This window comes from Streptosporangium sp. NPDC049248 (assembly GCF_040678965.1).
GTDB lineage: Bacteria > Actinomycetota > Actinomycetes > Streptosporangiales > Streptosporangiaceae > Streptosporangium > Streptosporangium fukuiense.
This window is the reverse complement of sequence record NZ_JBFAQY010000006.1, coordinates 1-16073: the sequence shown is the minus strand read 5'-3', so window position 1 is coordinate 16073 and position 16073 is coordinate 1. Positions and strand designations below refer to the sequence as shown.

Sequence of the window (16073 nt, the reverse complement as noted above, 5' to 3'; positions counted from 1 at the left end):
CTACCGCAGCTTCGGGTCGAGGGCGTCGCGGACGGCGTCGCCCAGCATGATGAAGGCCAGCACGGTAACGCTCAGGAAGGCCGCCGGGAACAGCAGCGCCCACGGAGCCTCCAGGAAACGCTCCCTGGCATCGGAGATCATGAGCCCCCACGAGATGTCGGGCGAGCGCAGGCCCACCCCGAGGAACGACAACCCCGCCTCGGCGGCGATGAAGTAGCCCAGGTTGATCGTGGCGACCACGATCACCGGGGCGATCGCGTTCGGCAGGATGTGCCGGGACATGATCCGCCACGCGGAGGCGCCGAGCGCCCGCGCCGCGAGCACGTAGTCCTGGCTCCTGGCGGTGATCACCGCGGCCCGCATGATCCGGTACGTCATCGGCCAGGTCAGTACGGCCATCGCGAGCATGACCGTCCACACGTTGCCGGTACGGAAGACGGCCAGGATGAGCAGGGCACCGAGGATCGACGGGATCGCGAAGAAGATCTCCGCGAGCCGGGAGACCAGGGTGTCCAACGCGCCGCCCGTGAACCCGGCGACGAGGCCGAGCATCCCGCCCACCAGCGCGGTGACCGCGGTGGTGCTCACACCGACCACGATCGAGTTACGGGCACCGTGGATCGTGCGGGCGTAGACGTCGCAACCGAGGTTGTCGGTGCCGAACCAGTGGGCGGCACCCATGCCCAGCCGGGTGTCCTCCAGCCGGCAGGTCGCGGCGTCGAACGGGTTCACCGAGCTGAACAGCCGGGGGAACGCGGCCATGGCGATCAGAACGGTGATGAGGGCGGCCGAGCCGATGAAGAGCGGCCGGCGGCGCAGGTCGTACCAGGCGTCGGACCACAGGCTCGCCGACCTGGGCGGCCTTCTCACCGGCCCACCGTCCTGGGGTTTCTCGGGCCGGTCGGCGGCCGGGATCAGGGTTTCACTCATAGCGGATCCTCGGATCGAGCACGGCGTAGAGCAGGTCGACGACCAGGTTGGCCAGGATGTAGATCAGCACCAGCACCGTCACGATGCCGACGACCACGGGTTGCTCGCGCAGGTAGACGGAGCTGAAGAGCTGCCCGCCGATTCCCGGGAGGTTGAAGATCGTCTCGGTGATCACCGCGCCACCCATCAACGTGCCGAGATCGGCACCGAGATAGGTGATCAGCGGGATCAGCGCGTTGCGCAGCGCGTGCCTGCCGATGACCCGGCTCCTGGGCAGGCCCTTGGCCACCGCGGTGCGGATGTAGTCGGCACGCATGATCTCCACCAGGCTGTTCCTGGTGAGCCGGGTGAGGTAGGCGATCGACATCCCGGCGAGCACGAAGCCTGGCAGCAGGTAGCTCCGCCAGCCCGCCGAGATGCCCGCGACCGGGAAAAGGTCGACCCCGGCCTGCTTGAGCTTCACCCCCAGCAGCAGTTGGAGCACGAACCCGGTGACCAGGGTGGGCACCGAGATCAGCACCAGTGTGGAGGCGAGGATCAGCGAGTCGCTGGCCCTGCCGCGGCGCAGCGCCGCGAACAGGCCGAGACCCACACCGATGACGGCCTCCAGCACCAGGGCGGTCACCGCCAGGTTGATGGTCACCTGGAACTTGCCCGCGATGATCTCATCGACCCCCACCCCGGAGAAGGTGGTGCCGAAGTCGCCGCCGGCCAGGCCGGTGATGTAGTACCAGTACTGCACCAGGAACGGATCGTTCAGGTGATACTGCTCGCGCAGGATGGCGACGATGTTGGGGTCGATGCGCTTCTCGCCCGCCAGCGCCGCGATGGGATCGCCGGGCAGCGCGAAGACGACGGCATAGATGAGCAGGGTGGCGCCCAGCAGGACTGGTATCGCCTGGAGCAGGCGTCTGATGATGTAGCGGCCCATTCAGTTCTCCCGTACGTGCCCGGTGGCGATCTCGCGGACCGGCGGGTCGCGCGGCGCCGCGAGATCGCCCCGGGGCGGCCGTTGAGGGCCGGGGTCCCACCCGGCCCTCAACCGGTGGTCAGCTGACCTTCTCGACCTCGGCCCACTCGACCTGGTTGAGCAGGTTGACCCTCACACCCTTGATGTTCTTGGAGAACGCGGCGTTGTTCCGGTAGAAGTAGACCGGGATGTAGGGCAGTTCCTTGATCAGGACATCGTCGGCCTGCTGGTAGAACTTCAGGCCCTCCTCCGGTGTGGGCGCGGTGTCGCCCTTGACCAGGAGTTCGTCGAACTCCTTGTTCGACCAGCCGGCGTAGTTGGAACCGGTCTTGATCGCGACGGTGGAGAAGATCGGGGTGAGGTAGTTCTCCGCCGACGGGTAGTCGATCGCCCAGCCCATCCGGAACAGGCCGCCGTAGGTCTTCTTGTCGAGCTCGTCGAGGATCGCGGCGAACTTCTCGAACGGCTTGACCGTCACCTCGATGCCCAGGTTGGCACGGAGGTTGTTGGCGACGGCCTCGATCCACTCCTTGTGCGGGCCGTCGGAGTTGTAGCCCAGCTCCAGCGTCTTGGGGCCGCCGTTGGCCGCGTACTGTTCCTTGGCCTTGGCGGGGTCGTAGGCGCAGGCCGCGCAGGCGCCGGGCCGGTATCCGTCGAGCAGCGGGTTGATGAAGTCGTCCGCCGGGGCGCGCGTGCCGGAGAAGACCTTGTCGGCGATGGTCGCGCGGTCGATGGCCATCGAGACGGCCTCGCGGACCTTCACGTTCGAGTACGTCTTGTTGTGCCCCACGGGGAAGCCGAGGTAGCCGATGCCGCCGTCCGGCGTGTCCAGGTAGCGCTCGCCGAGCTCCGACTTCGCCCTGGAGATCGCCGAGGGAGGCAGCGAGTCATGGACGTCGAGGTTGTCCGCGACCAGGTCGTTGAACGCGGTCTCCGAGCTCGTGTAGAGCTTGAACTGGAGCTTGGTGAACTTCGGCTTCGCCCCGGCGAACTTGTCGTAGCGGGTGAGGTCGATCGTCTGGTCGGTGCCCTTGTTGTACGGCTTGTCGAACTGGAAGTAGCCCTGGCCGATCGGCTTCTTGGCGTACTCCTCGGTGACCTTGCCGTCGGCGCCGAAGGCCGCCTTGGGCAGCGGGTAGAACGCGGTGTACCCCAGCAGCGTCTTGAACTGTGAGAACGGCTTGCTGAGGGTGACGGTGAAGGTGCTCTCGTCGACGACCTTCAGCCCCTTCATCTCCTTGGTGGAGACGGTCTGCCCCTCACCGGGGTTCAGGTCGGCCCAGCCGTCCACCCGGCCGAAGAAGCCGTTGGCGCCCTGTACGTTGTCCTGGTTGGCGGCGTAGTTCCACGCGTCGACATAGTTCTGGGCGATCAGTGGCTCACCGTTGTGCCAGGTGTAGCCGGGCTTGAGCTTGATCGTCCACACCGTGTTGTCCGTCGTCTCGATCGACTCGGCGACCTCGTCGACGACCTGCTTGTTGTCGTCGTAGCCGACCAGCGGGGCGAAAACGGCGGCCAGCACCTCGGCGCCCTCGGACTCGGTGGTGTCGCCGGGATAGAAGAGTTTCTGCGGCTCGCCGAGTTCCATGCGTACGGGCAGGTCGGCCGAGGTGGCCCCGCCCTCCGGAGACGTCGAGCCGCCGCACGCGGTGAGGGCGAGGGCGAGCAACGTGGTGCCGACGGTGAGTCGCGCACCCGTGGTTAAACGCATTGCGGTAAATCCTCCCTTTGCAGACTTGCGTCAACGCTGGGATCCACGACCCGAGTAACGCGAGGGAGGATCTTGTGGCCCCCGCCTCCCGCCACTCCCGTCCGGGCGCTGACGCCACACCGATCGATCGTGACTATCCCCTACCGCGCCACACTGACCCATATCCGTAATGTTGCAGTTCGGTCACGCGTTAACTGACTCAGCGTCAAGTGTCCATCACATCAACCTGACCAGGGCACTACATGCCCACAAATACGACATACGGGTATGCGCAAGGCATCAACGATCACGTCAAACTCCCCTCGCGCCAGGACCGCTCACCGCCGTTGCCTTTCCATGACCCCGACCTGGATCCACACTTGCCGGGCCGCAAAAAATCCGGCCCCTCCCTGGCGAACCACACAATTACCCTGGAACCTCTTTCCCGGAGATCCCGTCCAATGTGTGCGGCAGCACGCCGCCGCAGGCGCTTCATCCACCCACATCCAATAGAGTCCTTGCCATGAGCCAGCCGGAATCCGCGATCGCGGACGCCCAGGCGGGCGGCCCGAGTAACGGCACCCCAGAGCCGCTGGCCAAGCTCGCCGCGCGTTACGGACTTCGGCGTGCCATCGCACGCCCGAGTCTGCTCGTCTACCTACGCCAGTTGTGGGAACGACGACATTTCGTCATGACGTACGCGACCTCGCGCAACGTCTCGAAGTACAGCAACTCAGCCCTGGGCCAGCTCTGGCAGGTCCTCACCCCGCTGTTGAACGCCGCGATCTACTTCCTGATGTTCGGCGTGATCCTGGGCGCGAGCAAGGGCATCGACAACTACCCGGCCTTCCTCATCACCGGGATGTTCGTCTTCACCTACACGCAGCGCTCGGTGAGCGGCGGCGCCAAGGCGATCTCCGGCAACCTGTCGCTGATCCGGGCCCTGCACTTCCCGCGCGCCGCGCTCCCGCTGGCCTACACGATCCAGGAGTTCCAGCAACTCCTGATCTCCATGGGCGTGCTGTTCGCCCTGGTGCTGGTCACCGGCGAGCCGATCACCCTGCTGTGGCTGTTGATCCCGGTCGCCCTGGCACTGCAGACGATGTTCAACGTCGGCGCCAGCCTGGTGCTCGCCAGGGTCGGCTCCACCGCCCGCGACCTGAACCAGCTGCTTCCCTTCATCATGCGCACCTGGCTCTACGCCTCCGGAGTCTTCTTCTCCATCGAGGACCGGGTCGTGGGCCCCAACGGCGCCGGCCTCCCCCAGTGGGTCGCCGACATCATGTACTTCAACCCGGCCGCCGCGTACATCGAGCTCATGCGGGACCTGCTCATGCAGACCCACCCGGCCCGGCCCTATATCTGGGCGGTCTGCGTATTCTGGGCAGTGTTCGCTCTGCTCGGCGGCTTCTGGTACTTCTGGCGAGCCGAGGAGAAGTACGGCCGTGGCTGAGTTGACCGAGGAGCTGTCCCGAGTGAAGGCCGAGGAGCCCGCCGTGCCCGGCACGGACGTCAGGGTGCATCCCAACCCGGAACCCGCCAAGGGCGCCCGGGAGGGCACCCCCACGGTCATCGTGGACGACCTGCACATCATCTACCGGGTCTACGGCGCGGCCAGCGACGTGGAGAAGGGCAACGCCGTCAACGCCCTGATGCGCCTCGTCAAGCGCCAGGGACGGCCGCAGATGAAGGAGGTGCACGCCGTGCGCGGCGTCTCCTTCGTGGCTCGTCACGGCGACGCCATCGGCATCATCGGCCGCAACGGCTCCGGCAAGTCCACCATGCTGCGCGCCATCGCCGGGCTGCTGCCCCCGCACTCCGGCGCCGTCTACACCAACGGCCAGCCCTCCCTGCTCGGCGTCAACGCCGCGCTGATGCGCGAGCTCACCGGCGAGCGCAACATCGTGCTCGGCTGCTACGCGATGGGCATGAACCCCGCGCAGGTCAAGGAGAAGTACGACGACATCGTCGACTTCTCCGGCATCGGGGAGTTCGTCCAGTTCCCCATGTCCACCTACTCCTCGGGCATGGGCGCCAGACTCCGCTTCGCCATCGCCTCGGCCAGGTCCCACGACGTGCTGCTCATCGACGAGGCGCTGGCCACCGGCGACCGCGAGTTCCGGCGCAAGAGCCAGGACCGGATCAAGAAGATGCGCGACGAGGCCGGCACCGTCTTCCTGGTCGCCCACAACCTCGACGTGATCGAGGAGACCTGCAACCGGGTCATCTGGTTGCACAAAGGCAAAATCAAGATGGACGGCGACCCGCAGACGGTCCTCGCCGCCTACAACAAGGTCTGATCGCCGGGCAAGATGAGGAGCGACCGAAAAGACGCTCCCATCGGAGGTGAATCGTGTCCACCCGGCCACCGATTCCGTACGACTTCCTGCCCCAGGTTCCCGCGCTGACCGTCGAAAGCGACGACGTGCGCGACGGAGAGCGCCTGGCCGCGGCCCAGGTGTTCAACGACTGGGGATTCAACGGCCAGAACGTCTCGCCCCAGCTGCGCTGGTCCGGCGCACCCGAGGGCACTCTCAGCTACGCCGTGACCTGCTTCGACCCCGACGCGCCCACCGGCAGCGGGTTCTGGCACTGGCTGCTGTTCGACATCCCCGCGGACGTGACCGAGCTGGACGCCGGCGCGGGGGCCGGTGACGGCGGTGTGGGCGTGCACGGCCGCAACGACTACGGCATCACCGCCTACGGCGGGGCCGCACCGCCCCCCGGACATCCGCACCGCTACATCTTCGCGGTGCACGCCCTCGACGTGAAGAAGCTCGGCCTCGGCGCCGACGCCTCGGCCGCCGTGCTGGGTTTCAACATCACCGCCCACACTCTGGCCCGCGGATACGTCGTTCCCGAGTACGAGAGCTAGCCGACAGGACGTGACACAGGAGGCAATGGACTGACAGCGTGTTCGGTGATCCGGTATGATTCGAACGTTGTTTCGATCCAAGGATGCCGTCATGGAGTGGGGGCGCGCGATGCGAGAGCTGTCCACCGCGATCGACCACCTGTCCGTCGAGGACCCGTCAGAGATTCCACGTCTCCAGCTCACCGAGCAGCTCATCGAGCTGCACTGGCAGATGGCCAGGCTCCAAGCCGAGATCGCCCGCCGCACCTCCGTGCGACGCCCGGGTCGCTGAGACGGCGGGGAGACCGACCGGTCTCCCCGCCGCCACAGACGACGAACAGGTCTCGCGATATATCTTAAGTAGTCGTACACTCGCGTCATGACGTCTCATCACCCCGTTCTGCGCGCCTCCGACGCCGATCGCGACCGCGTGGCCGCGGTGCTGGGCGAGGCGCTCGCCACCGGCCGCCTGACCAGCGTCGAGCACGCCGACCGCCTGGACATCGCCTACCGCGCCGTCACCACGGACGACCTCGCCCCCCTCACCGGCGACCTGCCCGACGTCGTGGCCCCCGGCCGCGAGTCCGCCACCGAGCGGCAGCAGGTCGGGGCCGTCTTCAGCAAGGTCGTGCGCGGCGGGCGCTGGCTCGCCGGGCGGCACACCACGCTGAGCGCCACCTTCGGCGCGTTGATCGTCGACCTGTCCGAGGCCGTGCTCCCCGGCAGGGAGATCACCCTGGAGGTCAACTCCCTCTGCGGCAAGCTGATCGTCAGGGTTCCGGAGAACGCCCACGTCATCGACGAGGTCAGCGGCATGTTCGCCAAGAGACACGTCTCAGGCGGCCGGGGCGGCGAGGGCTCCCCCGTCATCCGGGTCGTCGGCCGGGCCACCTTCGGGAAGATCATCGTCTCCCGGGAGAGAACCGACTGGAATCTCCCCGGCACTCCCTGATCACCCCGGCGGGACATTCCGCTCCCGGGGCCGCCTACGATGCGGACAAACCATCCCGCACGAGGTGACCGCTTGCCTGAGACCACTGCTCCCGGCACCATGCCGATCGCCCTGGACGCGATGGGCGGTGACCACGCCCCTGACGAGATCGTGGCGGGAGCCGTGCGGGCGGTGCGAGAGCACGGGATCTCCGTCGTGCTCGTCGGCGCCCCCCGCCCCCTGTACGAGGCACTCGCCCGGCATGACGCGACCACCGAGATCCCGATCGTCAGGACCGAGGAGGCTCTGGCCATGGACGAGGGTGCCCTCGCCAGCCTGCGCCGCCCGCGCTCCAGCATCGCCGTCGCCTGCCACCTCGTCCGGCGGGGTGACGCCTGCGCCGTGGTCTCCGCCGGGTCCACCGCCGGGATCGTGGCCACCGGAAAGCTCCGGCTCCGCGGCCAGCCCGGCGTGCTCAGGCCCGCCATCGCCGTCGCCCTGCCGACCAGGCCCACCCCGACCGTCCTGCTGGACGCCGGAGCGAACTCCGAGGTCAAAGCCGAGATGCTGGTGCAGTTCGCGCACCTCGGCGCCGCCTACGCCGAGACGGCGCTGGGCATCGAGAATCCCAGGATCGGCCTGCTGACCATCGGCAGCGAGCCGGGAAAGGGCAACAAGCTCGTCAAACGTGCCCACGAACTGCTGTCGGCCGCCCCCGGCCTCGACTTCTCGGGCAACGTCGAGGGCCACGACCTGCTCACCCGTACCGTGGACGTCATCGTCGCCGACGGATTCACCGGCAACGTGGCGCTCAAGACCATGGAGGGCAGCGTCCGCTACGCCTTCGCCGAGCTCCGCGAGACGGTCAGGGAGAGCCGGACGGCCAGGGTGGGCGGCCTGCTGCAGAAGAGACGCATCAGGGAGCTCTACCGGCGGCTCGACCCCGAGGTCCACGGCGGGGCCGTGCTGCTCGGCCTGAACGGCACCGTGGTCATCGCGCACGGCGCCTCACACGCCAAAGGGGTGAGCGCCGCCTGCGTGCTCGCGGCCAAGCTGGCCCACGAGGGCGTGGTGAACCGCATCGGCGAACGCCTCGCCGCCGTCCCCCGCCCGCACCGCCTCTGGTGACGTGCCACGAAACCCCTGGCCGCCGCCCGCACCGCCTCCGGTGACCCTCCGCGAACACGTCACCAACCTGCGGTGATATTTACCGCGCATCAGGTGACGTATTCCACCGAATTCTCCGACCCCGCGTACCCTTGAGTCCCAGTCGATCGGCAGGGGGCCGTGTGGAGCAGGTGACACAGCGCGGGCTGACCTCGGCAGAGGTCGCCGAGCGCGTGGCCCTCGGGCAGGTCAACGACGTCAGACGCCGATCGAGCAGATCGGTCTCGGCGATCCTCAGGGCCAATGTCCTCACCCTCTTCAACGGGGTGATCGGCGTACTCTGGGTGCTGATCATGATCTTCGGGGAGTGGCAGGACGGCCTCTTCGGCCTGGTGATCGTGGCCAACGCGGGCATCGGCATCATCCAGGAGCTCCGCGCCAAGCGCACCCTCGACCGGCTCGCCATCGTCAACGAGGCTCCGGTCAAGGTCCGCAGGGACGGCGCGGAGACCGAGATCCCGCCCCGGCAGGTGGTGTTCGGCGATCTCATCCTGCTCGCGCCCGGCGACCAACTGCTGGTCGACGGCGAGACCGTTGACTCCGACGGGCTGGAGGCGGACGAGTCCCTGCTCACCGGCGAGGCCGACCCGGTGCACAAGCTGCCTGGCGACGAGGTCCTGTCCGGCAGCTTCGTGGTCGCCGGCCGGGGCTCCTACGTCGCGACCAGGGTGGGCGGCGACGCCTACGCGGCCAGACTCGCCGAGGAGGCCAGCGCGTTCGGCCTGTCCCACTCGGAACTGCGCGACGGCATCACCCGGTTCATCAAGTACGTGACCTGGCTGGTCGTTCCGATCGGCGCCCTGCTCACCTGGAGCCAGGTCAGCAGGCGGACCGGCATCGGCGAGGCGGTCACCAGCACGGTCGCCGGCATCGTCACCATGATCCCCGAGGGCCTGGTCCTGATGACCAGCATCGCCTTCGCCGTCGGCGTGATCCGGCTGGGCAGGCGCCGCTGCCTGGTCCAGGAGCTCCCCGCGATCGAGATCCTGGCCCGGGTCGACACTCTCTGCCTCGACAAGACCGGCACGCTCACCTCGGGCGGCATGGAGCTCGGTGAGGTCCGCGGGCTCCGCGACGACCTGCCCGTGCCCGAGGCGCTGGGCGCGCTGGCCAACCTCGACCCCGACCCCAACCCCACGGCCCGGGCCATCCAGACCCGCTACCCCGACTCCCCCGGCTGGACCGTCGCCGCCAAGATCCCCTTCTCCTCGGCCCGCAAGTGGAGCGGCGCCGAGTTCGACGGGCACGGCTGCTGGGTCCTGGGCGCCCCCGACGTCCTCCTGCCGCCCGGCACCCCGGCGTACACCGAGGCTGGGGCACTCGCCGCCACCGGTCTGCGGGTGCTCGCCCTGGGGAAGGTCGCCTCGCTGCGCGACCCCGACGACCTCGGCACCGTCGAGGCCGCGGCCATCGTCGTGCTCAGGCAGCGCGTCCGCCCCGAGGCGGCCGAGACCCTCGCCTACTTCGCCGAACAGGGCGTCACCGTCAAGGTCATCTCCGGCGACAACCCCGAGTCGGTGTCGGCCATCGCCACCTCCGTCGGCATCCCCGGCGGAGAGCGCGCGGTGGACGCCCGCACCCTGCCGGATGACAATCCCGAGAAGCTCGCCGAGATCATGGAGGCCAACACCGTCTTCGGCCGGGTCAGCCCGCACCAGAAACGGCTGTTCGTCGGCGCGCTCCAGTCGCGCGGGCACACGGTCGCGATGACCGGCGACGGCGTCAACGACGTGCTCGCGCTCAAGGACGCCGACCTCGGCGTGGCGATGGGCTCCGGCAGCGGCGCCACCCGGGCGGTCGCCCAGATCGTGCTGATGAACGACAGCTTCGCCGGCCTGCCCTCCGTGGTGGGCGAGGGCCGGCGGGTGCTGGCCAACATCGAACGGGTCGCCGGCCTCTTCCTCACCAAGACCTTCTACGCGATCGTGCTCTCCCTGCTCACCGGGGTCATCGGGCTCGCCTTCCCGTTCGCTCCCCGGCACTCCACGCTGATCAACGCGCTGACGATCGGCATCCCCGCGTTCTTCCTCGCGCTCGCGCCGAGCAACGAGCGCGCCAGGAGCGGCTTCGTGCCACGTGTGCTCCGGCTGGCGGTCCCCGCCGGGATCATCTGCGCCACCGCCGTCTACCTGTCGTACTGGATCGCCCAGAGCGGGGCCGCCACCCTGGCGGAGAGCCGCACCTCGGCGGTGATCACGCTGTTCGTCGCCGCCTGGTGGGTGCTGGCCCTCGTCGCCCGCCCGTACGTCTGGTGGCGGGTCGCGCTCGTGGCCTCCATGGCCGGGCTGTTCGCCCTCGCCCTCGCCATCCCGTTCACCCGCGAGTTCTTCGCGCTCACCCTCCGCGACCCCGCCGCGGGCGGAGTCGCGGCCGGGCTCGGCGTCGCCGCGGGGGCCGTGCTGACCGGCGTCTTCGCGGTCATGCGATCCCGCCGTACCGGGCCCGGCCAGGGTGATATCCAATCGGTTCAGGATCGGTCAACCGCTACCCTTGGAACATGACCGACCCGCAATTCGCCCTCACCGAACGCGTCCAGCAGGCGCTGGCCGCGGCCTTTGGTGCCGAATACTCCGACGCAGACCCGCTGATCCGTCCCTCGCAGTTCGCCGACTACCAGGCGAACGTGGCGATGAGTCTGAGCAAGCGGCTGCGACGGGCCCCGCGGGAGGTCGCCCAGGAGATCGCCGAGCATCTCACCGGGCGGGCCGACGACCCGTTCCCCGGTACCGTCGAGGTCAGCGGCCCCGGTTTCCTCAACCTGACCCTCTCCGACGACTGGATCACCGCACAGGTCTCGGAGATCCACGCCGACCCACGCGCCGGCGTGGGCGTGTCCGCCTCGCCGCAGACCATCGTGATCGACTACTCCGCGCCCAACGCGGCCAAGGAGATGCACGTCGGCCACCTGCGCACGACGATCGTGGGCGACGCGCTCGCCCGGGTCCACGAGCACCTGGGCCACAGGGTCATCCGGCAGAACCATCTCGGCGACTGGGGCACGCCGTTCGGCATGCTCATCGAGCACCTGCTGGACATCGGCGAGGAGGCCGCCGTCGCCCAGCTGGAGGCCGGCGAGGGCAACGCCTACTACCAGGCTGCCCGGGTGAAGTTCGACACCGACCCCGAGTTCAACGGGCGGGCCCGCGCCCGGGTCGTCACCCTGCAGGCCGAAGAGCCCGAGACGATGCGCCTGTGGCACATCTTCATGAACGCCACGGTCCGCTACTTCAACAAGGTCTACGTCCAGCTCGGCGTGACGCTGACCAACGAGGACATCGCCGGCGAGAGCATGTACAACCACGTGCTCGCCCAGGTCTGCGACGAGCTGCAGGAGCGCGGCATCGCCGTGCTCAGCGACGGCGCGCTCTGCGTCTTCCCGCCCGGCTACACCGGCCGCGAGGGCCAGCCGCTCCCCTTCATGATCCGCAAGAGCGACGGCGGGTACGGTTACGCCACCACCGACATGGCCACGATCCGCTACCGGGTCGACGACCTCAAGGCCGACCGGATCATCTACGTGATCGGCGCGACCCAGTCGCTGCACATGTCGATGCTGTTCGACTCGGCCAGGCTGGCGGGCTGGCTCCCCGACCACGTCAGGGCCGAGCACGTCCAGATCGGCAGCGTGCTGGGCTCCGACGGCAAGATGTTCAAGACCAGGAGCGGGAAGTCGGTCAAGCTTCTGGAGCTGCTCGACGAGGCCGAGACCAGGGCCGCCGGAGTGATCCAGGATCGCGAGTACGACGACGCCGAGCGCGAGAGGATCGCACACGCCGTCGGTATGGGCGCGGTCAAGTACGCCGACCTGTCGGTCAGCCACGACAGCGAGTACGTCTTCGACTTCGACCGCATGCTCGCCCTGACCGGCAACACCGGCCCCTACCTGCAGTACGCCCAGGCCCGTATCCGCTCCATCTTCCGCAGGGGCGGGGTGACCCCGGCCGAGACGGCCGGACCCATCGTGCTGGGCCACCCGGCCGAACGCGCGCTGGCACTCCAGCTTCTCCGCTTCGGCTCGGTGGTCGAGGAGATGGCGGAGAACTCGGCGCCGCACAAGCTTGCCTCCTACCTCTTCGACACGGCGAGCGCCTTCACCACGTTCTTCGAGAACTGCCCGGTGCTGAAGGACGACGTCGAGGCCGCCACCCGTGCCTCGCGGCTCGCCCTGTGCGCACTCACCCTGAAGGTCATGGAGACCGGCCTGGGCCTTCTCGGCGTCCCCGTGCCCGAGCGCATGTAACCTGTCCACCAGATGATCGTCTTTATTGGGAAATCAAAGGCGATCATCTGGCAAAGTCATGTTCGGCGCGCCTCCCCGCGGGGATGTCCGAAGCGCAATACGCTGGCGCGGTCATCGGTCACAACTTCGGGGAGTTCTCTGCCTTGAGCACGGACCTGACCGCGAATCCGCAGGCCGGGACAGAGCTGCACCGCTGTGCCGACGCGCTCCTCACCGACCTGGCCGCCGGCACCGTCCCCGCCGAGCTGCCGACCGGTTTCGCGGACATGTCCGACCACTGGCTGGCTCCGGCCATCGAGGCCCTCGTGCTGCTCATGCGCGGCGAGGAGGCGCTCGAACCCCTGGCCCGCGCCGCCCAGCGCGACGAGCGGCGGACCGCGCTCTTCCTCTGCCTCGCACTCGCCGTCGCCGGCCAGGGCGACCGCATCCACGCCTCCTGGCTCGGCAGCGCCTTCGGGGACCTGTCCCTGGACCGCCCGGTGACCCACGGCCAGCGGGCCCTCTGGCTCGCCGCCGCCCGCGGAGCGTACGGCCCGGCGGGAAAGATCTTCGTTCTCCGCAGACTCGACGCGGTGGCCGCGTCCCCGGCATCCGAACCCGACCTGTGGTTGCGCGCTCTGGTCCCCGACGAGCCCTCGACCGTCGTGTCACCGGCCCTGGCCGGGTTCGCGGAACTCGCCGAACTCCCGGAGTTCGCCGTTCCCGTACAGGCCGCCGCCAGGCTGACCCACCTGCGCGACCGCTGCGCCGAGATCACCTCGGCCCGTGAGAGCACCCCCGGAGCGGTTGACGAGGCCGGGGCAGGCCTGGATGACCTCGCGCTCCTTGAGGCCGCGCAGACGGATCGCTCCGGCGAGGCGACGGTCGTGTGGAGCGAGGACGAACCGCTGACCGTGCTCCGCCAGCTGATGGGGTCCGGCACCCCCGAGCGCCCGATGAGGCCGCTCACCAGCCACCTTCTCAGCGATCTGCACCCTGGCTCCCATCCTTACCTGGCCGCGATCGCGCTGCATGTGGCCGCGCCCATCGTGCGGTCCGCGGCGGAGAGGCTCGCCGAGGCCACCCGGGCCGAGGCCCCCGAGTCGGTCACCATGCCGATCCTCGGCCACCGCGTGACGCTCCGCCCCGAGGGACCCGACCCCGAGTCGCTGGGCGCCGCCGAGGAACGCATCGCCACCGAGGGCACGCCGGTCCGCGGCCGGCCCCGGGCGGCCTACCTGCTACTCGCCCTCGCCCCGGTGATCCTGGTGGTCGCGCTGGTCCTTCCCGTTCTCCCGCTCGCGCTGCTCGCGCCGCTACCGGCCGCGGCGGGGGGCTACCTGCTGTGGCGCAGGCGCAGGCGTGAACGGGCGGACGCCGAATACGTCGTCAAACAGCTGTCCGAGCTAAGGGAGCTCGCTCAGGGCGCGGTGTGGGCCCTGCATGACTACGCTCGCGAGTCGGAGGGCCGGGTCAAGACAGCGGCCTCCGACCTGGCCGAACTCACCCGGCTGCTCCGCCGGGGGCCCCGGGCGGGCTGACCGGCTCCGTTCGCCGGATGTCCTTCACCCACGGGTGTTCTTCACCGGCGGGTGTCTCAGCGACGCCGAACCTGCCGCTCGCGCGACCGTGGCGGGGGCCGATCTCTCGGACCCCGCACATCCAGGTCGCCGCTGGATCACCCGTTGGTGATCTCCACCTCGGCAGGGGCCAGCAGGAAGACCTTCTCCGCGATCCGCTCGATACGCCCTTCGCAGCCGTACGCCAGCCCGGCGACGAAGTCGACCATCCTCGTGGCCTCGGCGGTGCTCATCCCGCTGACGTCCATGATGACCGTCTGACCTTCGCGAAAGTGTTGTCCGATGACCGGTGCGTCGTTGTACTTCATCGGCGTGAGCATCACGATTCGTGAGGGCTCGTTCATCGCGTGCCAGCGCTTGGCCGCGCGCTCCGAGGCAGACTGCCAGTCCTCGCCTTCGACCTCATCCTCGTAGTCGTAGGACTCGTCATACTGCTCGGCCCCGCCCAGACCAAGGTAGCTTGCCACCTTGCGCACTGCCCCCATCGGCTCGTCCTTTCGCCAGGACCACGCCGTACCCGGCCTGTCCCTACATCTTGGACGGTAACCGACGATCTGAAGTTCGCCATGCGACACGCCCAGCGCTTATTTCCACTTTGTACGGCTACCGCACTGGTCTGCCCGATCCCTGACTTTGCCCGATCCCTTGACTCGACTTCAACTGATATCTCCAGCGCCGCTAGCATCGCGTCATGCTCGTCTACACGGTCGATTCGTTTACCGATGAATTTTTCAAGGGTAACCCTGCCGGGGTCTGTGTACTCGGCAATCCAGTCCCTGACACCTGGATGCAGTCCGTGGCGGCGGAGATGCGGCACTCCGAGACAGCCTTCCTGCTCGAAGCGGAGGACGGCGGACCGTACTCACTCCGTTGGTTCACGCCGGTGACCGAGGTGGCCCTCTGCGGGCATGCGACCCTGGCCACGGCGCATGTGCTGTATTCCACGGGAACGGTCCCAGAAACCCTCGAATTCTCGACGAAGAGTGGAATCCTGTCCGTGACCAGGGATAAATCAGGTTTAATCAGCATAGATTTCCCGGCAAAAGTACTCCAAGAGACGCCCCTCCCCAGAGGACTGATCGATGCGCTCGGAGTTAAACCTGTTTGGGGAGGAAAAAATGTTTGGGATTATCTCGTCGAGGTCGAGTCCGAGGACGCCGTGCTCGCCGCGGCCCCTGACTTCCGCGCCTTGGAGGCCGTCGACGCGCGGGGAGTCATCGTGACGGCTCGGGCATCCAGACCGGGCGCCGACTACGTCTCCCGCTTCTTCGCCCCCCGCGTCGGAGTACCCGAGGACCCGGTGACGGGCTCCGCCCACTGCGCGCTCGCTCCCTACTGGTCGGCCAGGCTCGGCTCCGACAGCCTGGTGGGCGCCCAGCTGTCGCAGCGCGGAGGCGTGGTCCGCACGACCGTACGGGGCGACCGGGTAGAGCTGGCGGGACGCGCGGTGACCGTGCTCTCCGGCGAGCTCCACGCCTAGGTCCTGTCCCCTTCCTCGCCACGGCACGATCCGGGGGAGAGCGCCCAGGGCTCCGTGGCCTCTGGCCGGCCGATGGCTCCCGGTCCGTGAAGTCGTCACAGCAGAAAGGCTCCCACCGACTGGCGGGAGCCCCGGCAAGCCCCTTCCGGAACCCCCTCGGAAAACACGAAGGCCCCCACCGAAAGGTGAGGGCCCACATGAAAGATTGTCCGGCGGCGACCTACTCTCCCACACCGTCCCCGGTGCAGTACC

At 68.5% G+C, this 16073-nt stretch carries 14 protein-coding genes; 10 read left to right on the top strand and 4 right to left on the bottom strand.

Going from position 1 to position 16073, the window contains the following annotated elements:
- The 3 genes from AB0K21_RS13595 to AB0K21_RS13585 all read right to left on the bottom strand — a co-directional run bounded on the left by AB0K21_RS13595 (nucleotide 1) and on the right by AB0K21_RS13585 (nucleotide 3611).
- On the bottom strand, nucleotides 1-930 hold the full coding sequence (locus AB0K21_RS13595) for an ABC transporter permease (RefSeq protein WP_364149767.1): 930 nt from the start codon (nucleotides 928-930) through the stop codon (nucleotides 1-3).
- A complete protein-coding gene (locus AB0K21_RS13590) occupies nucleotides 923-1861 on the bottom strand; it encodes an ABC transporter permease (protein WP_343966969.1) in 939 nt (312 codons plus the stop codon). The genes AB0K21_RS13595 and AB0K21_RS13590 overlap by 8 nt, the downstream gene beginning before the upstream one ends.
- Before the next feature lie 118 nt (nucleotides 1862-1979).
- On the bottom strand, nucleotides 1980-3611 hold the full coding sequence (locus AB0K21_RS13585) for an ABC transporter substrate-binding protein (protein ID WP_343966972.1): 1632 nt from the start codon (nucleotides 3609-3611) through the stop codon (nucleotides 1980-1982).
- Between the two features lie 502 nt (nucleotides 3612-4113).
- Here AB0K21_RS13585 and AB0K21_RS13580 point away from each other — a divergent pair.
- From AB0K21_RS13580 to AB0K21_RS13540, 9 genes are all read left to right on the top strand, one after another.
- Entirely contained in the window at nucleotides 4114-5043 is a 930-nt protein-coding gene (locus AB0K21_RS13580; protein ID WP_343966975.1) for an ABC transporter permease, read from the top strand.
- A complete protein-coding gene (locus tag AB0K21_RS13575; RefSeq protein ID WP_343966977.1) occupies nucleotides 5036-5890 on the top strand; it encodes an ABC transporter ATP-binding protein in 855 nt (284 codons plus the stop codon). The genes AB0K21_RS13580 and AB0K21_RS13575 overlap by 8 nt, the downstream gene beginning before the upstream one ends.
- A 53-nt stretch (nucleotides 5891-5943) precedes the next feature.
- Nucleotides 5944-6465, top strand: a complete 522-nt coding sequence (locus tag AB0K21_RS13570) for a YbhB/YbcL family Raf kinase inhibitor-like protein (protein WP_364149764.1) — start codon at nucleotides 5944-5946, stop codon at nucleotides 6463-6465.
- Between the two features lie 91 nt (nucleotides 6466-6556).
- A complete protein-coding gene (locus AB0K21_RS13565; RefSeq protein ID WP_030925184.1) occupies nucleotides 6557-6736 on the top strand; it encodes a hypothetical protein in 180 nt (59 codons plus the stop codon).
- 87 nt (nucleotides 6737-6823) lie between these two features.
- The gene (locus AB0K21_RS13560) at nucleotides 6824-7396 is read left to right on the top strand and encodes a DUF1707 domain-containing protein (RefSeq protein WP_343966983.1); all 573 of its coding nucleotides are present in this window, start codon (nucleotides 6824-6826) and stop codon (nucleotides 7394-7396) included.
- Nucleotides 7397-7495: 99 nt separating this feature from the next.
- Nucleotides 7496-8503 (top strand): phosphate acyltransferase PlsX, encoded by a 1008-nt coding sequence (gene plsX / locus AB0K21_RS13555; protein ID WP_343966994.1) that lies wholly within the window; start codon nucleotides 7496-7498, stop codon nucleotides 8501-8503.
- A 161-nt stretch (nucleotides 8504-8664) separates the two neighbouring features.
- The gene (locus AB0K21_RS13550) at nucleotides 8665-11043 is read left to right on the top strand and encodes an HAD-IC family P-type ATPase (RefSeq protein WP_343966985.1); all 2379 of its coding nucleotides are present in this window, start codon (nucleotides 8665-8667) and stop codon (nucleotides 11041-11043) included.
- Nucleotides 11040-12782: an arginine--tRNA ligase gene (argS, locus tag AB0K21_RS13545; RefSeq protein ID WP_364149761.1), complete on the top strand. Its 1743-nt coding sequence runs from the start codon at nucleotides 11040-11042 to the stop codon at nucleotides 12780-12782. The genes AB0K21_RS13550 and argS overlap by 4 nt, the downstream gene beginning before the upstream one ends.
- Nucleotides 12783-12925: 143 nt before the next feature.
- Nucleotides 12926-14302: a hypothetical protein gene (locus AB0K21_RS13540; RefSeq protein WP_364149759.1), complete on the top strand. Its 1377-nt coding sequence runs from the start codon at nucleotides 12926-12928 to the stop codon at nucleotides 14300-14302.
- Nucleotides 14303-14439: 137 nt separating this feature from the next.
- Here AB0K21_RS13540 and AB0K21_RS13535 read toward each other — a convergent pair whose 3' ends face one another.
- Nucleotides 14440-14826 (bottom strand): cell division protein SepF, encoded by a 387-nt coding sequence (locus tag AB0K21_RS13535; RefSeq protein WP_030925173.1) that lies wholly within the window; start codon nucleotides 14824-14826, stop codon nucleotides 14440-14442.
- A 206-nt stretch (nucleotides 14827-15032) separates the two neighbouring features.
- On the opposite strand from AB0K21_RS13535, the gene AB0K21_RS13530 reads away from it, so the two are divergent.
- Nucleotides 15033-15821: a PhzF family phenazine biosynthesis protein gene (locus AB0K21_RS13530; protein WP_364149757.1), complete on the top strand. Its 789-nt coding sequence runs from the start codon at nucleotides 15033-15035 to the stop codon at nucleotides 15819-15821.
- Nucleotides 15822-16073: the final 252 nt, after the last annotated feature.